Origin of the sequence: Gordonia sp. i37, assembly GCF_002043085.1 — a bacterium.
Taxonomy (GTDB): domain Bacteria; phylum Actinomycetota; class Actinomycetes; order Mycobacteriales; family Mycobacteriaceae; genus Gordonia; species Gordonia polyisoprenivorans.
Map to the genome: position 1 here is coordinate 1 of NZ_MVPX01000044.1, position 20,740 is coordinate 20,740.

Sequence of the window (20,740 nt, forward strand, 5' to 3'; positions counted from 1 at the left end):
ATGACATAGTGCCCCCCGCCGCTCTATGGCTCGAACGGGATCTCGTCAGAGGATGTGAAGTCACCGGCGACGATGCTGCGATCGAGGAGGTCACCGACCAGATCGAACGCGAACTCCTGCTGGCGGCGTCGAGTGCCGTCAAGCCGCGAGAGGACGGACGTAGAACATACGATCGTTGAGAATCCGAGCCAATCGGTGCGGGCGTAGTCGATGAGGTACCTCAGCTCGTGCTCGTAGGCACCTGCCAGTTCATGGTCCACGACGCGCTGCCCGCGCCGCGAAGTCATCGAGTGCGCCGAGCACGTTGTTCGCCTGCCACATCCGATTTCGGTTGAACCCGGTAAACTCCTGCAGAACCCCGGCATCCACCAGCGGGGTGATGGCTCGCCCGGCGTTGGTGGGGGGAGATGTCGAGTGCTGTTGCGACGGTACGGGTGTCGACGACGGGTTGGCGGAGAACGACGTCGAGGAGCCGCCTGGCCGCCGACCCCCGCCGTGCCCGAACCACGTCGTCCCATCGAGCACGAACGCTGCGTAGCTCGGAAACGAGTTGTGTGGCTTGATGAGTCGCGGAGATGGCCGCGGTGGCCATGATCTCGACGATCGGCGTAACATCCCCGGAGCGGTATGCCTCCAGAGTGCCGAAGTAGCGGTCGGTGTCGGCGAGCAGTCCGGCCGACACCGGCACCGTGACGTTGCGGGTCAGCCCGTGGCCACGCAGCATCGACTGCACGAGTGCACGGCCGGTGCGCCCATTTCCATCGGGAAACGGGTGGATCGTCTCGAACTGCGCATGCGCAATGGCGGCAGTGACGAGCGGCGACATGTCGAGACGACCCATGAAGGTGACCAGATCGTCGATGAGCTCGGGAACCCGCGCCGCGACCGGCGCCACGAACTCGGCATCGTGGGGGCCAACGCTGGAGCCACCGACCCACACCTGATCCGAGCGCCACCGGCCACCGATTTCGGGGTCTTGGTTTTCGGGGTCTTGGTTCTCCATCAGGGCGCGGTGCATGGCGAGGACGGAACGGGGATCGAGGGTCTCGGCGAGATCGATGGCCGCCGTCATCGCCGCTTCATTGCCGACAATCGCTGTGGCATTCCGCTTTACGGTACTCCCGAGTTCGGCGAGCGCAATCTGCTTGGCGCCGGAGGAGAGATTCTCGATCTGCGAGGACGACGCTGATTCCGAGCGCAGCAGGATCGCGGCGAAGGGCGCGACCTCATGGCCGAGGTCGGCATCGAACCGGGTGATGACCTGACTGGCGTCGGCCACCAGAGCCGACGTGGTCGGATGGAGAACGGGCGTGGCACCGGCGATGAACGGGACGACGGCCGCTTCGTAGGGCCCCCGGTACCGTGCGCGTTGGGCACGTGTGAGCAGATCCGGCGAGAGCGTTGGCGTCCACTCGACCACTTCGGCGGACACCGCGGGCCACGCTCCGGCTGCGGTGGAGGCTTCGGGTGGATCTGACGGCATGATCCGACCATACTCTCACTTATTCAATAAGTGAGAGTATGGTCAGTTGTGTTACTCAGACGGGCGTTCCGGACCTGTTTCCTCGGACAGGGTCGCCACTACGTCGGTCAGCCCGATCTCGCGGGCGCCTCATGCGACGGCGCCACGACTAGCGTGAGCTGTCCTGGGCAATGACTAGGCACTTGGAGTGCGAACGACGGAGGTGCGGTGAGAGATTGCCATCGTGGACTCGTCAGAAGGATGAGTGTGGCTGGCTGGGCCATTGACGACGACGTTTCCGTCAACCACGTCGTAAGCGCCGTCGTCGAGCAGACCGAACTGATGCTCCGCACTGCGGACGTCACCTGGGGACCATGCGTCGGCACTCGCGCCACCGACTACGGCCATCGTGTCGACTTCCTGACGGCAGGACCCCACGTGTGGGTCGAGGTCGACGTCGTACCCGCTGCGCGATACGTCTCCGCCACCTTCGCAATTGATGGTGCACCGCTGGAGAGAAGGGTCGCTGCGTTGCTACCTGACGTCGAGGGCGACGCGGATGGCGTGCGGATCGCGACGGGGCGTTCGCACGCGGTGCACGGGCACATGATGGGAGCTCTCGCCGCACTGATTGACGACCTCGACCGGGAGAGGGTGCTGACTCACTACGACGGCGCCCTCGCCTACGACGGGACACGTGTAGAACCGTGAACTGGACGGGCTGAGAAGTGCCGTTACACCGCGCGGGCGTGTAACCAGATCGCGTGATCGATATCCCATGCAGTGACCGTGCGTCCCAATCGTTCTGAACAGATCGGTGATGCGGCGCACAGAATCTCAGTGGCCTCTGTTGGGGTGACGTGGTGGCTGAGCGTTTTTCCGAACCACTTCAGGATCATCCGGTCCGGCTTGATCCGATCACTGTCGCCGACGAGCATCCAGAGGTATCCGCGCCGGACGCCGTGCGCGCCATCGCCGGGCACCTCGGCGAGTGCCGTGTCGACTCTCTCAAGGTCTTCAGGACGTGTAAGGAGAGCGGAGGCGTCGGCGAGTGTTTCGATGCTGTTCGCAGAGAGGATCTCTGCGTAGCGAATGCTGGCCTCGGCCTTGGTGATTCCCGACCGAGTTGAGGTCCGCTGTCTGTTGGTCACGGCGAGAAGCGCTTCGACCTCGAGTGATGCAAGGCGAGAACAGGGGTAAGGATCTTCAAGAGGCTGATCGTCGACGCTGATCACCGGTCGCTCAATGCCATTTGCGTCGGCGAACGCACGAACGAGTGGATCGACGACGCGGTCGTAGTGCGCAGCGATGCTCCACACAGCATCCAGAATACAGAGCGAGATGCTGCCCCAACGAGTCTTCCGTGGACCGGGGTTCAGGGCGACGACAGCATCAACCACGGTGTCCAGTGAGTCGAGATCAGTCGTCACGTTGGTCTCCTCGTCGGCGCCGTTGCCCTGCGTTGTTGGGGTATTCGTTCTGTCGGGCTGATGAGTTACATGCCGAGAACATCGACGTCTCGCGGTGTGACGAGCACTCGCAGCCCAGACCTGTGATGCGCATCCGCGAGTTCAGGCCATCGCCAACGGGGGCTGCATCTCGTCCGACGGCCTGTCGGTCTGCGGTCGGACCGTTGATCATGCTCTCGTGCAATCGCTATGACGCGACAGGCGGCAGTACGAGGACTGAGCCGTCTTTCTCTTGGACGATGTCGATGGTCACGTTGGCTCGTGAATCAGGCTGCTCGACAAGTGCACCGAGTTCCTGCAGGCGCCGCGATGTGTGGAGCAGCTTGTCCACGTCGCCGGGCGTGTAGAGAATGTCACGCTTGCCGCGAGATCTGTCGAGCTGCATGGACGACAGCCGCAGAAGGACGGCACTGAGCCGAGTGGCGAGCGCGTCGGTTTCGCGTTCTTCCACCTGCAGCGTCTGGACGAACCGTTCGAAGGGATTGCCCTCGTCGTGTTGCGCGTGCTCCACCGCCTGCAAGATGAGTGTGCGTCGCTTCAACTCGATCGAAGTCCGGGCCAACTGCACGTGAACGTAGAACTCGCCGGCAGGATCATCGAGCGTCGCGATCTCGCGCGTCAACTTGCCCAACTCGATGCTGCCGTCCCCAATGTTGGCCAACGCCTTTTCCCACTTGGTGATTCGCGATTCCGCTCGTGCCATCGCCGTGTCGATCACGTTGACCGCGCTGTCGAGACCCAGACTCACACCGAGCTTTCCCTTGTCGAGAACGATGGATGTCGCCTTGGTGATCGCGCTCTTGCATCCCTGCAGTTCGTGCTGTTCGTCGGCGAGTTTGTCGGCGTGGAGCCGCTGGAGAAGCTCGGTGATGTGCTCGATTGCTTGCTGACGCTTCTGGTCGGCGTGCGCGCTCGCGGCAACCGCGACGGCCATCAGTACGAGTGGCGCAGCAACCGTGACTGCTGCGGCTCCGGCGGCTGCTCCTGCCACCCCGGCCTTCCCGGCGCTGACCGGTACGAACTTGGCTTGAGCAGCGATCTTGCCACTCTCGTTGACCAGCGCACCGTATATTGCACCGTTGCCCGCCCCCTTCGCGGCCATCGGAGTGAGCGCACCGGTGGCCATCTGCGCTGCGGCCTTTGCTGGGACCACCATGCGGTACATCGTCTCGCCACCGTCGGCCACAACCTTCGGAGTTCGGGTGACGAGCAGCGATAATTGTTGGGCGAGTGGACTGGCAGCCGACAACGCCAGACCGCTCGATCGGTCGACCGGGCCGTGTAGCGAGTGTGCCTCGAGAGTGGCAATCGGCGCATCAGCGAAGGCCGCCAAGGCACTTCGCAGACCGTCGAGGCGCTCCGGCGTCATGGAAACGTCGTCGACCACCGCAGGGATCGTGGTGTCACGCGTCGTCAGCGTCCATACAGGAACAACTTCGCCAGCAGGGTCGGACATCGGTACCTCTTTGCCGTTCTTAGGTTTGTGAACGAGCTGAATGTATCGGACGAGTCCGACATTGCCCAGGTCTCATCCGATCGGACCACACGCCGTGGGAGTCGCGGCGAATTCGTACACCGAAATGGCTAACAACCGGAGACCCAGCTGCGACACTCTTGCTGAGCGCACCACCGCGTGCGTCGGCGATGGAGTACAACTCGGAATTGCCGCGTGCGGTTGCCTTGAAGGCCCCTCTGTATCCAGGGAGAGCCGTAATCTGGTCGATGTGCTGCCGACGTCGCCCCGAGCATTGAGAGATCCGGAACTGCGGCGTCGTCGGGTTGACGAGGCGAAGACTGTGGAATCCGTGCTGGAGTTGAACCGGCTTGTCTGGCGTATCAGCAGGCGCGAGCGGTGCGAGGACCGGCTGCCATATCTCGACCCAACGTATGGTGGTGTCAACGCCGACGTGATTGTGCTGCTCAAAGCACCGCAGGCAGACGCGGACCCTCGTAGGGGAGAGGGTCGCTTGATCTCGTTAGATAACGACGACGATGTTGCCGCAGTGCTATTTGACCTGTTTGCGGAGCTCGGGATCGACAGATCCCGGTGCGTGGGGTGGAACATCTGTCCGTATCCAACTGTTGGCTTCGATCCCAATTCGGACGAACTGAGCAGAGGCAGAGGCGATTTCGACGCATTCCTTCGTCTGTTGACGCGCCCGAAGGCAATCCTCGTTCTCGGCTCGGCCGTGCGACGTGGGTGGCTCGACCATTCATTTGATGAGCTTCTGGGTTCGGAGATGCGTGTCGTGTTTGGGCCTTCGCCCTACGGCATCGATCGACGGCGAGGCGCTCGTGCGAGCCTACGAGAAAGCTTGCTGGACGCGTTCGAACGAAACGCAGACAGATGACTCTTTGTGGATATGAATCGCCCACCTTTGGAACGTGGCCGGCTCGAGTATGACGAGGAATGAGCCTCAGGCGCGCGTAGCTGGGTCCTACCGCCCACCCGCCTCCTCCGCCTCCGTCCGCTCCCGCATGAGTCAGCAGCGTTCCAAGGACACCGCCCCCGAGGTCGAGGTCCGCAAGGCACTCCACGCGAGGGGCGTCCGCTTCCGCACCGATGTCAAGCTCGAGCCGGACATGCGCACCCGCGCGGACATCGCGTGGCGAGGGATGAAGCTCGCAGTCTTCGTCGACGGGTGTTTCTGGCACGGATGTACCGAGCATGCCACCCGCCCGGCGGCGAATCGGGAGTGGTGGGCGAACAAGCTTGACGCGAACATCGCTCGAGATCGCCGCACCGACGCTGCGCTCCAGGAGCGCGGGTGGACCGTCCGACGCTACTGGGAACACGAGGCACCGTCGGCGATCGCCGAAGACATCGTCACCACGATCGAACGCTTGCGAACGGCGCAAAGGCATTGACGGACGGTTCATCTGATCGATGGACACCGGTGTCCCGCTTTCAGTGGGACACAGGGTCGTATCTGGCCCGTTTTGTCTGTGAGGACGGGTAGAAGTCTTGGAGGAGCCTCCACTGAGACCGGTCAACCGATAGGGTGCATCCGGTTTCATGAGCACAAGTAACGATCGCGACGAGTGGGCAGGAGTGAGACCAGCGATGACCGAGAACGCACGCCCCCAGATCGAGCTCGACGCGACCCAGGACCGAGTTGCCGAGGCTGCCGCCGACGAACGGCTGATCGTGATTGCCGGCGCCGGCCAAGGAAAGACCGAGGTCGTCACCGCACGCCTCCAGTCCCTCATCGAGGAGGAGGATCTCTCCGCATCCGTAGAACTGTTGGTCCTGAGCTTCTCGCGAGCCGCGGTACACGCGGTCCGTTCCCGGCTGTCCGAGCGCGACATGGCCGAGGTCAACGTCAGAACGTTCGACTCGTTCGCGTCGCAGCTCCTGCTCGAGGCAGATGTCGAGCCCGCAATCGGATTCGAGGCGCGTATCCGACAGGCAACTGAGTTGCTGGCAGACGATGACGATGTCGCCGACCTGATCGAGTCCCTCCGCCACGTCGTCGTCGACGAGGTGCAGGATCTGGTCGGAGATCGTGCCGACTTCGTGTGGGCACTGCTGTCGAACCTCTCCGACGACGCCGGGTTCACGGTCCTGGGCGATCCTCTCCAGGGCATCTACGACTTCGTCCTCGACGAGTCCACCGCACCCACGACATCCCCTGAACTTCTCGACCGCATCTCCACCGAGCTCGGTGCCACCGAGGTGAGCCTGTCGACCAACTACCGAGCGCGCGGCGCAGACTGCATCAGGGCAGCCGAACTCGGTCCGCTTCTGCGGAGCGAGACCAAGCCCGACGAAGCACTGTCTGTGCTCCGCGGATTCCGCGATACCCTTCCGCACGTCGACAGAGTCGAGGACTGGTCATTCCTCGGCCTCTACGCCGGCCGCAGCGCAATCCTGTGCCGCAGCAACGCCGAGGTCCTGCGCATCTCCCGAGAACTCGTCGACGAAGGCATCGCCCACGCGGTGCGTCGGCCCGCTCAGTTGTTCGGGGCGGCGAAGTGGATCGGATCCGCCCTCGGCTCCCTGCAGGGACCAATCGTCGCCCGTTCCGATGTGGAACTGCGGCTCGAGCAGATCCTGGATGAAGCAGACGCCGAGGACGCCTGGTATCTGCTGAAGTCCGCTGAGCAACGTGGCCGGGGCATCGATCAGATCGACCTGGACCGCCTGCGCCGTCGTCTGGGAGCCGGAATCGTGCCGCTGACCCTGACCGAAGGTGACGACGATATGAGGATCATCGTCTCGACGGTCCACCGCGCCAAAGGCCTCGAGTTCGACAACGTCTTCATCACCGACTGGTCGGACCGACCGGACGAGGATGACCCGTGGGCGCCGATCCGTCTCGAGTATGTGGCGCTGACCCGCGCCCGGGACACGATCGTCATGGTGACCACACCGCGCCGACATTCCGTGGTCAGCGAGTGCCGCTGGCTTCCGGATCGGCTGCAAGAACGCATGGGCCCCAAAGGCAAATCGAGGGCTCGGGCCCTGGAGATCGGCTACGGCGACAGCTACGCCGCGCGACCGGTCGCTGTCGACAACGCCTCGGTTGCTCAGGTCCAGGCCGCACTCGACGAACTCACACCCGGCGTCGCGGTCGAGGCAGAACTGGATCGCATGCGTTCCGACGCGCAGCGCCCCATCTATGCGCTGACAGCCAATGGCCGGCCGATCGGCCACACCACCGACGAGTTCGGCGAGGACTTCTCCGCCACATTCAAGGTTCGGCCGGGTCAATGGCCGGCCGCGCTGACCGACATGGTCTTGGTCTCGGTCGAGACAGTGGCGGGTGACCCGAATATCGCCGTCGAGGCGGGCGCAGGCGCTGGCGGCTTCTGGCTTGTTCCGAGAGTGGCCGGTCTTGCGAGACCGCTGTGGGATGTGATGGAGAAAGTGGGATGAGCGTGCAAGAAGAGCTGGCCGAGAAGTATCGATTCCGCGAAGAGATGGTCGACGCGCTGGAGGCCGACCTCATCGGACCGGGCGAAGGCGAGCACGAGGTGATCGGCGAAGCGCCACTGAGCCGCTACATCGTCGGAGCGCTGTGGCCGCGTCCCGCCGACGAAGAGGACGCCGAAGACGTCGAACAAGAACACGAGACCGAACCCACCGGAGCGGAGGCGGATGGGGAATCCGACGAGGGCAGCCCGGTCGCGCAGGCGCGTATGCGATTCCCGTCGTCGGTCGGTATGACGTTCTCGGTCCGGGCTTCGGCCGGATCCGTCACGATCACGCCGCGCGCTGCTCGGTATCAGCAATTGATCGACGACGACGAAGCAGCGGAAGGCTGGACGCGAATCCCTCTGGAAGCCGAAGCAGTCGGTCAGCAGCTTCAACGTCCAGGTGTGTACCGCGACGATATCGGTCCGGGTTTGCAGCTCTATCGCTTCGTCCGGCCGGAACGAGACGGCAAGGTCACCGTCACGGTAGCGCTCAACAACACCGCGATCTCCGTCAAAGGCGATATGCGAGACGCCATCTCGTGGTTCCAGGTCGGCATCACCGTCCAGACCCAGCACGCCGACATCGTCGATCGCTCGGTCGCTCACAACATCGGCAGCGACCCGGACCTCGACACGGCCGCGCTGATGTACCGTAACGCCCACACCTTCGCGATCGGGCATGGCTGCGCTGCCGAGTGGGACCTGGACTCGGTGGACAACGGTGCCGTCGCGAAGGTCTCCACGACCTTCATCCCCACGCACGAGGTTCATCGCGCCAAGCCCGGCAAGGTCAAGAATCTCGACCTGCGGATGGCGTCACTCGCGGACGATCCCATCGACACCATCAGTGAGAACCTGCGAGGCCTCACCGGCCAGTACCGCGAGTGGATCGGCACAATCGAAGCCGACATCCAGAATGGCGACGCGGTGGCCGGCGACGATCTGAAAGGCGTTGCTGCCCGACACATCGCGGAGATGCGGAAGGCCGCCGACAGAATCGATGCCGGAATCCGGCTACTGGAGGACAACCCCGAGGCGCTCCGAGCCTTCCGATTGGCCAATCGCGCAATGCAATTGCAGCGAGCACGCCAGGATTGGGTGCGTGGCGGCGCCAAGGGCACGGTCGGCGATGGTTCGGACGCCACATGGCGCCCATTCCAGATCGCCTATGTCCTGCTGAACCTTCCCGGGATCACCGACCCGACGCACGACGACAGGGAGGTGGCGGATCTTCTCTGGTTCCCGACCGGCGGTGGTAAGACCGAGGCATACCTGGGGTTGGTGGCCTTCGTCATCTTGCTGCGGCGTATCCGCAATTCCTCGGCCATGGGCGTTGCCGTCATCATGCGATACACATTGCGCCTGTTGACCATTCAGCAGTTTGAGCGCGCATCCATGCTCATGTGCTCACTCGAGACCGTGCGCAAGGACAATCCCGATCTCGGGTCCAGGCCATTCTCCATCGGCCTGTGGGTCGGTGCGGGCGCCACCCCGAACTCGGTCGCCGAGGCGCGGACATCGCTCAAGAAGCTGGCCATGCTGCAGGATCTCCAGGAAAAGAATCCTGTCCAGCTCACCCAGTGCCCGTGGTGCGGAGCGTTCCTCAACCACGAGAACTACTCAGCAGAGCGCCGGCCTTTTGACCACCTCGTCATCGCGTGCAAGACCCCATCGTGTGACTTTCGAGGAGGGCTTCCGGTCCACCTCGTGGACGAGGATGTGTACCGCGAACGTCCAGAACTCATCTTGGGCACCGTCGACAAGTTCGCGATGATGGCGTGGAATGAGAACGTGGGCAAGCTCTTTGCGCGTGACGGCAAGGGCACTCCGCCCGAGTTGATCATCCAGGACGAGTTGCACCTGATCTCGGGTCCGCTCGGCTCGATGGTGGGCCTGTACGAGACGGCCGTCGACGCCGCATGTTCGGTCCCGTCACTCAACGATGAATACAACCGGGCCAAGCCCAAGGTCATCGCATCCACCGCGACCATCCGACGCGCCGACGAACAGATCGATTCCGTCTTCGCACGATCTGCAGCGCTGTTTCCGCCTCCGGGTATCGACCCCGATGAATCCTTCTTCGCCGAACCATCGAGCAAGGACGAACTCGGGACGCGCCGCTACGTCGGGGTGATGGCGTCCGGAACCAGCCACGCAACTTTGATGGTTCGCGTCTATTCGGCGCTCTTGCAGGCCGCGAGCGACGTCGAGGGTGACGACGATACGCGGGACCCCTACTGGACCCTTCTGGGCTACTTCAACAGCTTGCGAGTACTCGGCAGTGCTTACCTGCAGGTCGAGGGAGACGTCCAGGAGCGCCTCGGGGTTGTCGCCAAGCGCAATGGAACCGAGAAGCGTGCGAGGGTGCTTCTCAGCGAGTTGACAAGTCGGGTGCCATCGTCGGAGATCCCCGGAAGGCTCAAGGCACTCGAACAGCGACTGGGCGGCAAGCACAGACCGAACGACGTGGTTCTGGCTACCAACATGATCTCGGTGGGAGTCGACATCGACCGGCTCGGCCTTATGACAGTGATGGGCCAGCCGCAGGCGAGTGCCGAGTACATTCAGGCAACCAGCCGTGTCGGGCGCCAACATCCCGGCCTCGTGGTCACCATCTTCAACTCGGCCCGCTCACGTGATCGCTCGCATTACGAGAGTTTCCGACCCTTCCACCAGTCGCTGTATCGCGCGGTCGAGGCCACCAGCGCAACACCTTTCGCAGCCCGGGCCAGAGATCGGGGCTTACACGGCGTGCTCGTCTCGATGGCGCGTCTCCTCATCGGAGGGCTGTCAGGCAACGGTTCCGCACATCTGGCGGCCGACGAATGGGACGCACTGGCCGAGGTTGTACGCCTGATCGTCGAGAGAGTGCAGAGGGTTGCCCCCGATGAGGCCGAAGCAACCGAGGATCAACTCGCGGCGCTTCTCAAGGTGTGGGCCGACGAGGGCGAGAAGCGCGAGAACATGAAGTACCAGAACAAGAACCTGGAGGCCGCGTTGCTGGTGCGACCCGAGGAGGCTCTGACCGATGAGGAGATCGAGTACTCCCAACGTGACGTGCCCTGGCCGACACTGCAAAGCATGCGAGACGTGGACGCCGAAAGCAGCCTATACCAGATTCCGCTGAAGAAGGTGAAATGAAAACCAACAACGTCAAGGCCCGTCGTAGTCAGCTTCTCAGCACGTACGGAATCGGTGGTCTCTTCCCTTCGGAGACAACGAGCTTCATGATCTCCGGCTTGCATGAATGGCATGAGGATGCGTGCCCACCCATCAGCGAGCCGCGTCTCGCGCGATCCCTCGGCGTCGCGGAGCTCAAGTCCCCACCGGCCGGTGGGAAACGCGATGTGCCGGTCGTGCGTTTTCCGGAGACGCAGATCTGCCCTGCGTGCCGACGCGTCGGGACGACTGCGCACCTGGGTGGCGATTGGAATGCCTCGCACTGTCGTTGCAAGGAAGGGCGTGTGGGCGCAGCTCTGTCACCGTTCCGTTTGATCACCGCTTGTGCGCGTGGACATATCGACGAGTTCCCCTTTTTCCAATGGCTACATAGGGGTCCCTCGGCGTCAGGGGATCAGAAGCATGAGATGCGCATGCAAACGCTGGGACGCACCTCGTCTCTTGATGACCTCGAGCTCGAGTGCACCTGTGGCGTGGAGCCCCGAAGCCTCGATGGGGCGACCAGCACGACGGCGATGAAAGGTGTCATCCGATGCAAGGGCCGGCGGCCGTGGTTGGGGGGCGAATACTCCGAGGACTGCGCCGAGACTCCTCAGGTGCTCCAACGTGGTGCATCCAACGTGTGGTTCCCGGCGGTACGGTCGACGATCTCCATCCCGCCGTACTCGGAGGCCCTCGCGAAGTTCGTCAACAAGCACTGGACTGTCCTCGAGGATCCGAACCTGGCCGGCGAAGCCCTCATCCGCAAGATCGCCGAGGACTCTCGGCGATATTCCTATGAGCAGATCATGGCCGAGATCGAACGGCGTCGCGGTGAAGAACAGGCAGACGACGTCGACGAACAACAACTCCGCCGCCAGGAGTTCGCCAAGCTCATCGAGGGGCGGGAAGAATCCGACGAGTCCGACTTCGTCTGCGAGAAGACGGTCACCCGAGGCCAATTCCCCGACGGCGTGCCGGAGATCTTCACCGATCTGCGGAAGGTGACACGTCTCCGCGAGGTCCGCGCCCTGCGTGGATTCTCCCGACTGTCCGGGGAATCCGACCCCGACACACTCTGCAAGCTCGCACCCGAGCCCCTTTACTGGCTCCCCGCCATCGAGGTCATCGGCGAAGGGATCTTCCTCGCCCTCGATCGCAAGGAGCTGACAGACTGGGCGACAACGACTTTCGCCGAGCAGCGCCGACGCAAGCAACAGGACTCAGCGAACAGGCAGGCCCGACAGTTCAAGCGCCCGCCCATCACGGTCGACATCTCCAAGGTCGCGATCCACACCCTCGCCCACGTGCTGATCGATCAGCTCTCCCTGGATGCCGGCTACCCGGCATCCTCGCTTCGGGAGCGACTCTTCGTCGACGAGGACATGGCCGGAATCCTCATCTACACCGCCAGCTCCGACTCGGCCGGAAGCCTCGGTGGTGTGGCCTCTCAGGCCGATCCGACCAAGTTTGCCGCCGCCATCGAGGAGGGCCTGACGAGGTTGTCGTGGTGTTCGTCCGATCCCGTGTGCATCGAGTCGCCGGCGTCGGGAACCGACGCTCTGAACATGGCCGCCTGTCACGCGTGCGTGTTGGCGCCGGAAACCTCGTGCGAGCTCAACAACACGCTGCTGGATCGCGCGCTGCTGTTCGGTACCCACGAGCCCGGGGAAGAGGACGCAGGCCTCTTCAGCGGGTATCTCGCGCAGGCATAGGCTGCGAACCGGGCAGTATTCGAGGAGGCTGGGTCGTGGCTGATATCGCTGCAGGTGAGCGCATCATCGTCCGAGATGAGGAGTGGCTCGTCCGCTCGGTGCGCGCCACCGAGTTGGACGGCACCCGCGTTGAGGTGACCGGTGTCAGTGAACTTGTCCGTGACCAGGACGCGGTGTTCTTCGATCACCCGGACCTCGACACCATTGACCGGCTCGACCCGCGCCAGGGCCAACTGGTCGCCGACGTGTCGCCCGGATTCCGACGGACCCGCCTTTGGTTGGAGTCGGTGCGACGCAGCAGCCCGGTGCCCGCTGCCGACACGCGTATTGCCGTCGGGCACCAGGCCCTGCTTGACCGGATGGACTACCAGCTCCGTCCGGCCGCGCAGGCATTGGAAAACCTGCGCCCACGCATCCTGATCGGTGATGCCGTGGGACTGGGCAAGACCCTGGAGATCGGTATCCTGCTCTCCGAACTGATCCGACGCGGACGGGGCGAGCGCATTCTTGTGGTCACTCCCCGCGCGGTGCTCGAACAATTCCAGCAGGAGCTGTGGACGCGTTTCGCGATCCCACTGATCCGACTGGATTCCGCCGGCATCCAGAAGGTGAAGCAAGCCCTCCCCAGTTCACGCAACCCGTTCAGCTATTACAAGCGGGTGATCGTGTCCATCGACACCCTCAAGAACCCGGCCCGGTACAAGCATCACCTCAAGAGCCAGCACTGGGATGCTGTGGTGATCGACGAGTGCCACAACGTGATCAATCGAGGAAACCAGAACAACGAACTCGCCAGACTGCTTGCAGCGCAGACGGATGCCCTCATCCTGGCCAGCGCCACCCCGCACAATGGCAAACAGGAGTCGTTTGCCGAACTGGTCTCGATGCTCGATCCGACGGCCATCGTCGATCCCAGGAACTACGAGGCCAAGGACATCAAGCACCTCTACGTGCGACGGCACCGCAACTCGCCAGACGTCAAACTCGACGTCGCCCACAAGTGGAAGGCCCGCCGCAAGCCCGATGTCCTCGGCGTCGAACCGAATCCCGCAGAGTTGCAGGTTCTTCGCGAACTGGAGGATGTCTGGTTGCACCCGAGCGGGCGGCCCGTCATCGAAGGCAAAGGCCGACAGCTCTTTCCGTGGACCCTGTATAAGGCGTTCCTCTCGTCGCCGCGCGCCCTGCGGGCCAGCATCGGACGGCGCCTGAAGACCATCGACAACGACCGCGACCGGGAAGCGGTGGCACTGCTTCGACTCGACGATCTCGCAGCCAGGGCCGAGAAGACCTCCCCGGCCAAGCTCGATGCACTCGTCTCCTACCTCGACTCGATCGGTGCGGGCAAGGATTCGGATACCCGGGCGGTCATCTTTTCCGAACGCATCGACACGCTGGACTGGCTCCAAACCCATCTGCAGAAAAAGCTGAAGTTCTCCGCCAAGGCCGTCAATGGACTCCTCCCCGTGGAGGTCCTGCACGCCGGCCTCTCGGACGAGAAGATCCAATCTGTGGTGGAGGGATTCGGGCAGAAGGCTTCCGCGATCCGTATTCTCGTCGCCTCCGACATGGCATCGGAAGGCCTCAACCTCCACAAGGAGTGCCACCACCTGGTGCACTACGACCTGCCCTGGTCGTTCATCCGCATCCAGCAACGCAACGGCCGCATCGACCGATACGGCCAAGTGCACGCACCCCAGATCACGGCGTTGGCACTGACCACCGACGACGACGTCACCGACGACCTCAACGTCGTCACCAAGCTGCTCCTGAAAGAAGACGAGGCCAACCGTGCCCTCGGTGACGCCGAAGTGCTCCTCGACCTCCACGACGCCAAGATCGAAGAAGAAACTGTCATGGAGGCCATCCGCACCCAGCAAGACCTCGACACCGTCATCCCCGAACCCACCCCCGAGAAGCTCAATCCCTTTGCCCGACTGATGATCAAGGGCGGCGAGCACGAGAACGAGCCGGCCCCGGACACCTCCGTCAGGCTGTCGTTCTTCGACGATGACGACAACTACCTCACCGAAGAACTGGCCGACATCGCCACCGATAAGGGGGCGACGAAGCTCGACGTGTATCGCGAGGCCGACAAGGACCTCATCGCGTTCACCCCACCCGACGACCTGATCACCCGATTCCGTGACCTCCCACCGGATTACCGGGCCGAGCAGGGAATCGAAGAGCGCCTTCGCCTGACCGGCAGCCCCGACGTCGCCAAGGAGCGTCTCGCCCGTGCACAGAAGGCGCAGGACACCTCGTGGCCCGACGTGCACTTCCTCACCCCGATCCATCCCGTTCTCGATTGGGCGGGTGACCGTGCCGTGGGACGATTCGGTCGCAACGAGATCCCCGTTGTCACCGGCGCCGTCGATCGCGTCTACTTCCTCACGCAGGCCGTGTGGTCCAACGACGACGGACGACCGGCCATCGCCCACTGGGGTGCGGTCACCGGGCTGCCACGGTCACCTGAGGTCGACGACTTCGAGACCATCGTCGAGATCTCGGGACTGAGCGAAGACGCGACCAACCCCGGCATCGACGACGATCGGCTCGCGGAATTGCAGGATCTCGTGCCCACCGCTGTCGATGCTGCTCTCGCCCACATCCGCGACCGCCGCGAGGACTTCGAACAAGACCTCCTCGACCGCGTCGACCGATACCGCGCCGGCCTGACCAAGTGGGAACAGTCGGCACTGAAGATCGCCACCGAGCCAGGCAAACGCAAGGACAGCAGACTCGAGATCGAGAACACCGCGGGCAGCTGGTCCACCATCATCGACTCCCTCGCCGCATCCGGGGACCCGTTTGTGCGCGTGGTCGGTGTCATCATTCCGAAGCCCAAGGGGTGACACGATGTTCGATTCCATCCACAACGTCAACGACTTTCTCTCCGAGCACTGGCTCGCCGAGGTCTTTCCGTCATCCCTGAAAACCCTGGCGCGCCAATGGAAGGAGTGGTCCGAGCAGGGTAAGTCCACACCGGTCAAGGGGCTCACAGCGATCGCGTCCGGCTACATCAAAGACCTGGGCGACCTGCCGTGGGACGGCGACACGCTCACCGACAGGGTCACCGAGTTACATGCGGTGCTGCTCGATGCCGTTGGCCTCAAAGCAGATCCGGTCATCCTGGAGACCCGACAGGCCGAAACGCCCATCGATCTTCCGCTGCTTGCGCGATATCCGAGTGCCACCACCACCGACTCCCTCCACATCCTGCAGGCATTCCCCGTCGACAACGCCGATGCGCTGTTCGGCGGCGATGCCGAACTGGTGGAACCGCTGACCATCCACCAGAGCAGCGAGAAACTCCAACCCCTGTGTGGGGTCAGCGAAGCGATCACCCAGGTCTTTGTCAGCGACGATGCACCCCGATACCTGATGGTCGTCGCGGGAAGCGTGGTGCTCCTCACCGACGTCGGCCGCTGGTCGGAGGGCCGCTACCTGGCCTTCGATGTCGCCACCGCCTTGGACCGACGTGACGACAAGGCCAACGGCGAACTGTCCTGGCATGCCGGCCTGTGGTCGGCCAATGCTCTTCTGCCCGATGAGGACGACGGCAAGGCCGAACTCGACCGCTACACCGAGAGCTCCGAGAAGCACGCCGTCGGCGTCAGCGAAGACCTGCGCGAAGGCCTCCGGATCTCGATCGAGAAGATCGCCAACGAAGTGCTCACGCGGCGGCGCGAGAAGGGCCTCGCCGTCGAAGGCATCCCCGAACTACCGCGAGATCTCACCACTCAGTCGCTACGGTTCCTCTACCGAATCCTGTTCCTGCTCTTCGCTGAGGCACGACCCGAACTCGGAGTGCTCCCGGTCGGAACACCGGAGTACGAATCCGGCTACGGACTGGATCGCCTACGTGAACTCGTCCAGGTGCCCCTCACCGGACGCTCCGCCGACGGACATCATCTCCATGACTCCCTCGACCTGCTGTTCACGCTCGTCAACACTGGCCACAACCGTGGTGGCCGCGACACCGACGGTCTCGTGTTCGAGCCCCTACGCTCCGACCTGTTCGATCCTCCGAAGACGCCGCTCGTCGACGGTGAGGGCATGCGGATCAGTAACCGTGTGCTGCAAGAGGTTCTGAACCTTCTGCTGCTGTCGAAACCGTCCAAGCGCAAGGGTTCTCAGCGCGGCTACATCTCCTACGCGCAGCTGGGCATCAACCAGCTCGGTGCCGTATATGAGGGCCTGATGTCCTTCAGCGGACTCATCGCCACCGACGATATGGTGGAGGTGGCCAAAGACGGCAACGCCGACAAGGGATCATGGCTGGTTCCCTCCACCAAGTCCGGCGACTACGACGAGAAAGACATCGTCTGGCGCGAGGACCGGCTCACCGGACGCAAGGACATCGTTAGACACCCCAAGGGGAGTTTCGTTTTCCGTCTCTCGGGACGCGACCGCCAGCGAAGTGCCTCGTACTACACCCCCGAGGTGTTGACCAAGTGCGTTGTCAAACATGCTCTGGCCGAACTGATCACGGACGACACGCGAGCGCAGGATATCCTCGAATATCGCATCTGTGAGCCCGCGCTGGGCAGCGGCGCGTTCCTCAACGAGGCCATCAACCAGTTGGCCGCCGAGTACTTGAAGCGCCGGCAGGACGAACTCGAAGAGCCGATCAAGCCGGAGAAATACACCGAGGAACTCCAGAAGGTCAAGGCGTACTTGGCCCTGCACCGTGCCTACGGTGTCGACCTCAACTCAACCGCCGTTGAGCTCGCCGAGGTCTCGTTGTGGCTCAACGTGATGCACAGCGGTCTGCAAGCGCCGTGGTTCGGTCTGCACCTCAGACGCGGCAACTCCCTCATCGGCGCGCGGCGCGCCACATACGATCTGACAGCACTCGGTCGCGCAAAGAAGAGTTGGCTCAAAACGCCGCCCGTTGACCGGCCGCCGTCGGAGGGCGCGATCGGCGACGGCGAGATCCACCACTTCCTGCTTCCCTCCGACGGTTGGGCCGCAGTCGCAGATGCGAAGCAGGCCAAGGAGTTGGCACCGGAAGCTGCCGCGGCACTTCGTGAATGGCGAAAAGGTGTCACCAAGAAGCCGAGTCAGAAACAAGTCGAGCGGCTCAAGGCGCTGGCGACGCGCGTGGAACGCTTGTGGGCATTGGTGTTGCGTCGTATGGAGATCAGTGAGGAGCAGATCTCCCGGCATATCGATGTCTGGGGAGCCGAGATCCCGACGACCAAGGACGCGGTCCCTCGCGAGAAGGTAGAGGAAGATCTACACAACCCAGACGGTCCATACGAACGGCTGCGCCTGGCAATGGATGCATGGTGTGCATTGTGGTTCTGGCCGCTCACCGGATCGGGCACCGGCGACGGACCAGGCCAACCTGGCCCGCCCGATCTCGATGAGTGGATCGTGACGCTCGAAGAGCTATTGGGCGCCGCCGGGATAAGAAAGGTCGACAAGGCCCAGCGATCGTTCCAGGACCTCGCCGAGGGTTACGAGCAACTCGCAGAGATCGATCAGCAGGATCGAGAGTTTTCCGGCATGCGGTCCATCCCCGATCTGCTGTTGCGTCATCAATGGTTGGGCACGGCGCGGGGGATAGCTCAGGATCAGGGATTCTTTCACTGGGAGTTGGACTTTGCGCAGATCTTTGATCGGGGAGGGTTCGACTTGCAGGTGGGCAATCCGCCGTGGGTGCGTCCAGATTGGAAGGATGATCAGACACTTGCGGAGGTAGAACCATTTTTCCTCCTTGAGGAGAAGATTCCGGAAAAGACATTCAAAAGTCGTCGCCATTCGGTACTCGAAGATCTCCCGGCGCGTTTGAATTATATTTTCCAGCTGGATTCGTGGGCAGGGATGGCCACCTTTCTCTCCTCTTCAGAGGAGCATGAGGTGCTAACGGGACTTCGGCCCAACTTGTATATGAACTTTATGGAGCGTACTTGGCGGAATTCCGGCGGTGAAGGGGTGGTTGGATTGATCCACCCGGAGAGCCACTTCACCGACCCAAAGGCCCGATCTCTCCGAAATGAGACGTACCGCCGACTTCGGCGACACTGGCAATTCATCAACGAGCTTCAGCTGTTTTCGGAAGTGGACCATCACACGCTATACGGACTTCATGTATACGGTAAGACACAGAAGCCCAGCTTTATCCAAGCGGTTTGGCTAATGGAGCCAGCGACTCTGGATGCGTCCCTTGCGGGCGAGGGGGCCGATATCCCGGGTATCCAGCGCCCTTGGGGAGGCTGGGATCTAAGGCCTCATCCAGATCGAATCGTCCCGGTCGACGAAGGCGTACTGGCAGATTGGGTCAAGCTATTTGACTCGGAACAAGTTAGGCCCAGTGAGGCCAGGCTGCTTCGGCCGCTCACGAGAGAGGACTCCGACGTGCTGGGGGTCCTCGCCGAGCAACCCGTGCGACTTCGGAACATAGGCTACCGATGGTCGAGTATTTGGAATGAAAAGATCGCGAAGCAGGACGGTTACATTGAGTGGCGAACTAAAGAATCGAATTCTTGGAGCGAAGTCGTTATTCAAGGTCCGCATTTCACAGTAGCCAATCCGTATGCCCGCGAGCCCAACAAGGGTTGCAAGAACAACAGCGACTACACCACCTGGGACCTCGAATCCCTCCCAGAATCGGTGATCCCACGAACCAACTACCAGCGCGCCTGCGACCGCGATACCTACGACGCCGGTATCCCGAAATGGGGGGATCGGCCCGCGACGGACTTCTGGCGGGTCGCGTGGAGGAACATGACCCAACCGGGGTTGGAAAGATCACTGCACGCAGCCCTTGTCAGACCGGGGGTAGCACATGTAAACACAGTCAACTCGTTGACTGTGTGTACATGTGCTACCACCTGTAAACAGTTGTCGAGCCCTGACGGGCTCTCCGATGTACGCAAGACCGCACTTGTTGCGGGATTGTGGGCGTCACTTCCGTACGACTACCTGGTAAAGGTCAGCGGCCGCCCGCATGTGCAGACAGAAGTCGTCGACCGGTTCCCTGCCCCAGTTGATCACCCAGCAGCCCAACAACTCCTCCTTCGCACGCTGCGCCTGAATTGCCTGACGCGCGACTACGCAGAACTCTGGGATTCTCTGTACGAGAAGGAATTCACCAACGATTCGTGGACCGCACCATTCGACTCATTGTTGGACCCACTCGGAGTGAGCACGCACAAGTGGACGATGAAGACCCCACTTCGCACCGACTTTGAGCGCCGTGCAGCGCTCGTCGAGATCGACGCACTGTCGGCGCTCATGCTCGGTCTGACCGCCGAACACCTCGCATTGATGTTCCGCGCGCAATTTCCGGTGCTCCGCAAATACGAATACGAAATGTACTTCGACCGGAAGGGGCGCAAGATTGCGAAAGACCACCACGCACAGGGGGTTCACCAGCAGAAGGACGACTTCAAGCTGCTCCAGGCGTGGATGAACGGCGAGGACTGCGGCGACCTTCTCGAGCGATACACGCCGTTCGCGCCCGATGACGACCACGATGAACCGTGGTTCTACAAGCCAGACCGTGAGGCCGAGATGCGCGCAGCGTATGCCGACTTCGAACAGCGATTGGCCATCAGCGAATGACCGCACCGAATCCGAGCCTCCCATCGCTGCTTGCGCTGGAGACCCAGGACTCGATCGTCGAGTACCTCTCGACGACGTTCGCGCTCTCAGATCCCGAAGCGCAACAGGCACTTCGTGCCTTCCTCGCCGATCCGCAGACCGGGATCTTCCGCGGCCCCTACCTCAAGATCCGCACGCCCTACCAGCCCGTCGGAACCGGGTGGGTCTCACCACTGGAGTGGATGCCACGAGGCTTTCGACCGTTCCAGCATCAGGCGGAAGCCTTTCGACGGCTGTCGACGAATGGCACTGCGGCGAAACCAACCATCGTCACCACCGGCACCGGTTCGGGAAAGACCGAGTCCTTCCTCGTTCCGCTGCTGGACCATTGCCGCCGAGCCGCGGCACGCGGCGGCAAGGGCATCAAGGCCATCATCCTGTACCCGATGAACGCCCTCGTCACC

The 20,740-nt window shown here is 62.7% G+C and carries 12 protein-coding genes; 9 read left to right on the top strand and 3 right to left on the bottom strand.

Annotated elements, in window-relative coordinates; all coding sequences use genetic code 11:
* Nucleotides 1–283: 283 nt before the first annotated feature.
* Nucleotides 284–1,483, bottom strand: coding sequence for a Fic family protein (locus B1964_RS01570; RefSeq protein WP_253193847.1), 1,200 nt, complete (start codon nucleotides 1,481–1,483; stop codon nucleotides 284–286).
* Nucleotides 1,484–1,723: 240 nt separating this feature from the next.
* On the opposite strand from B1964_RS01570, the gene B1964_RS01575 reads away from it, so the two are divergent.
* Nucleotides 1,724–2,173 (top strand): hypothetical protein, encoded by a 450-nt coding sequence (locus tag B1964_RS01575; RefSeq protein WP_079928534.1) that lies wholly within the window; start codon nucleotides 1,724–1,726, stop codon nucleotides 2,171–2,173.
* 23 nt (nucleotides 2,174–2,196) lie between these two features.
* Here B1964_RS01575 and B1964_RS01580 read toward each other — a convergent pair whose 3' ends face one another.
* The gene (locus B1964_RS01580; RefSeq protein WP_079928535.1) at nucleotides 2,197–2,892 is read right to left on the bottom strand and encodes a hypothetical protein; all 696 of its coding nucleotides are present in this window, start codon (nucleotides 2,890–2,892) and stop codon (nucleotides 2,197–2,199) included.
* Nucleotides 2,893–3,118: 226 nt separating this feature from the next.
* Nucleotides 3,119–4,387 (bottom strand): hypothetical protein, encoded by a 1,269-nt coding sequence (locus B1964_RS01585; protein WP_079928536.1) that lies wholly within the window; start codon nucleotides 4,385–4,387, stop codon nucleotides 3,119–3,121.
* Between the two features lie 268 nt (nucleotides 4,388–4,655).
* Between B1964_RS01585 and B1964_RS29840 the strand changes: the two genes are divergently transcribed.
* From B1964_RS29840 to B1964_RS01625, 8 genes are all read left to right on the top strand, one after another.
* Nucleotides 4,656–5,282 carry a hypothetical protein gene (locus B1964_RS29840; protein WP_172398719.1) on the top strand — a complete coding sequence of 209 codons (627 nt, stop codon included), beginning with the start codon at nucleotides 4,656–4,658 and terminating at the stop codon, nucleotides 5,280–5,282.
* Nucleotides 5,283–5,331: 49 nt separating this feature from the next.
* Nucleotides 5,332–5,799, top strand: coding sequence for a very short patch repair endonuclease (locus tag B1964_RS01595; RefSeq protein WP_079928538.1), 468 nt, complete (start codon nucleotides 5,332–5,334; stop codon nucleotides 5,797–5,799).
* Nucleotides 5,800–5,995: 196 nt separating this feature from the next.
* The gene (locus tag B1964_RS01600) at nucleotides 5,996–7,810 is read left to right on the top strand and encodes a UvrD-helicase domain-containing protein (RefSeq protein ID WP_079928539.1); all 1,815 of its coding nucleotides are present in this window, start codon (nucleotides 5,996–5,998) and stop codon (nucleotides 7,808–7,810) included.
* Nucleotides 7,807–10,992, top strand: a complete 3,186-nt coding sequence (locus tag B1964_RS01605; RefSeq protein ID WP_079928540.1) for a helicase-related protein — start codon at nucleotides 7,807–7,809, stop codon at nucleotides 10,990–10,992. The genes B1964_RS01600 and B1964_RS01605 overlap by 4 nt, the downstream gene beginning before the upstream one ends.
* Nucleotides 10,989–12,725 (top strand): DUF1998 domain-containing protein, encoded by a 1,737-nt coding sequence (locus B1964_RS01610; protein WP_079928541.1) that lies wholly within the window; start codon nucleotides 10,989–10,991, stop codon nucleotides 12,723–12,725. Before B1964_RS01605 ends, B1964_RS01610 begins: the two co-directional genes overlap by 4 nt.
* Nucleotides 12,726–12,760: 35 nt before the next feature.
* Nucleotides 12,761–15,577 carry a DEAD/DEAH box helicase gene (locus B1964_RS01615; protein ID WP_079928542.1) on the top strand — a complete coding sequence of 939 codons (2,817 nt, stop codon included), beginning with the start codon at nucleotides 12,761–12,763 and terminating at the stop codon, nucleotides 15,575–15,577.
* Nucleotides 15,578–15,581: 4 nt separating this feature from the next.
* On the top strand, nucleotides 15,582–20,297 hold the full coding sequence (locus B1964_RS01620) for a restriction endonuclease subunit M (protein ID WP_079928543.1): 4,716 nt from the start codon (nucleotides 15,582–15,584) through the stop codon (nucleotides 20,295–20,297).
* A partial coding sequence (locus B1964_RS01625) for a DEAD/DEAH box helicase (protein WP_139765587.1) occupies nucleotides 20,294–20,740 on the top strand: 447 nt, incomplete at its 3' end. The genes B1964_RS01620 and B1964_RS01625, both read left to right, overlap by 4 nt.

Coding starts and splice junctions, on each gene's coding strand:
- B1964_RS01610 (WP_079928541.1), top strand. CDS start 10,989: ATGAAAACCAACAACGTCAAGGCCCGTCGTAGTCAGCTTCTCAGCACG.
- B1964_RS01595 (WP_079928538.1), top strand. CDS start 5,332: ATGACGAGGAATGAGCCTCAGGCGCGCGTAGCTGGGTCCTACCGCCCA.
- B1964_RS01600 (WP_079928539.1), top strand. CDS start 5,996: ATGACCGAGAACGCACGCCCCCAGATCGAGCTCGACGCGACCCAGGAC.
- B1964_RS01585 (WP_079928536.1), bottom strand. CDS start 4,387: ATGTCCGACCCTGCTGGCGAAGTTGTTCCTGTATGGACGCTGACGACG.
- B1964_RS01620 (WP_079928543.1), top strand. CDS start 15,582: ATGTTCGATTCCATCCACAACGTCAACGACTTTCTCTCCGAGCACTGG.
- B1964_RS01570 (WP_253193847.1), bottom strand. CDS start 1,483: ATGCCGTCAGATCCACCCGAAGCCTCCACCGCAGCCGGAGCGTGGCCC.
- B1964_RS01605 (WP_079928540.1), top strand. CDS start 7,807: ATGAGCGTGCAAGAAGAGCTGGCCGAGAAGTATCGATTCCGCGAAGAG.
- B1964_RS01575 (WP_079928534.1), top strand. CDS start 1,724: ATGAGTGTGGCTGGCTGGGCCATTGACGACGACGTTTCCGTCAACCAC.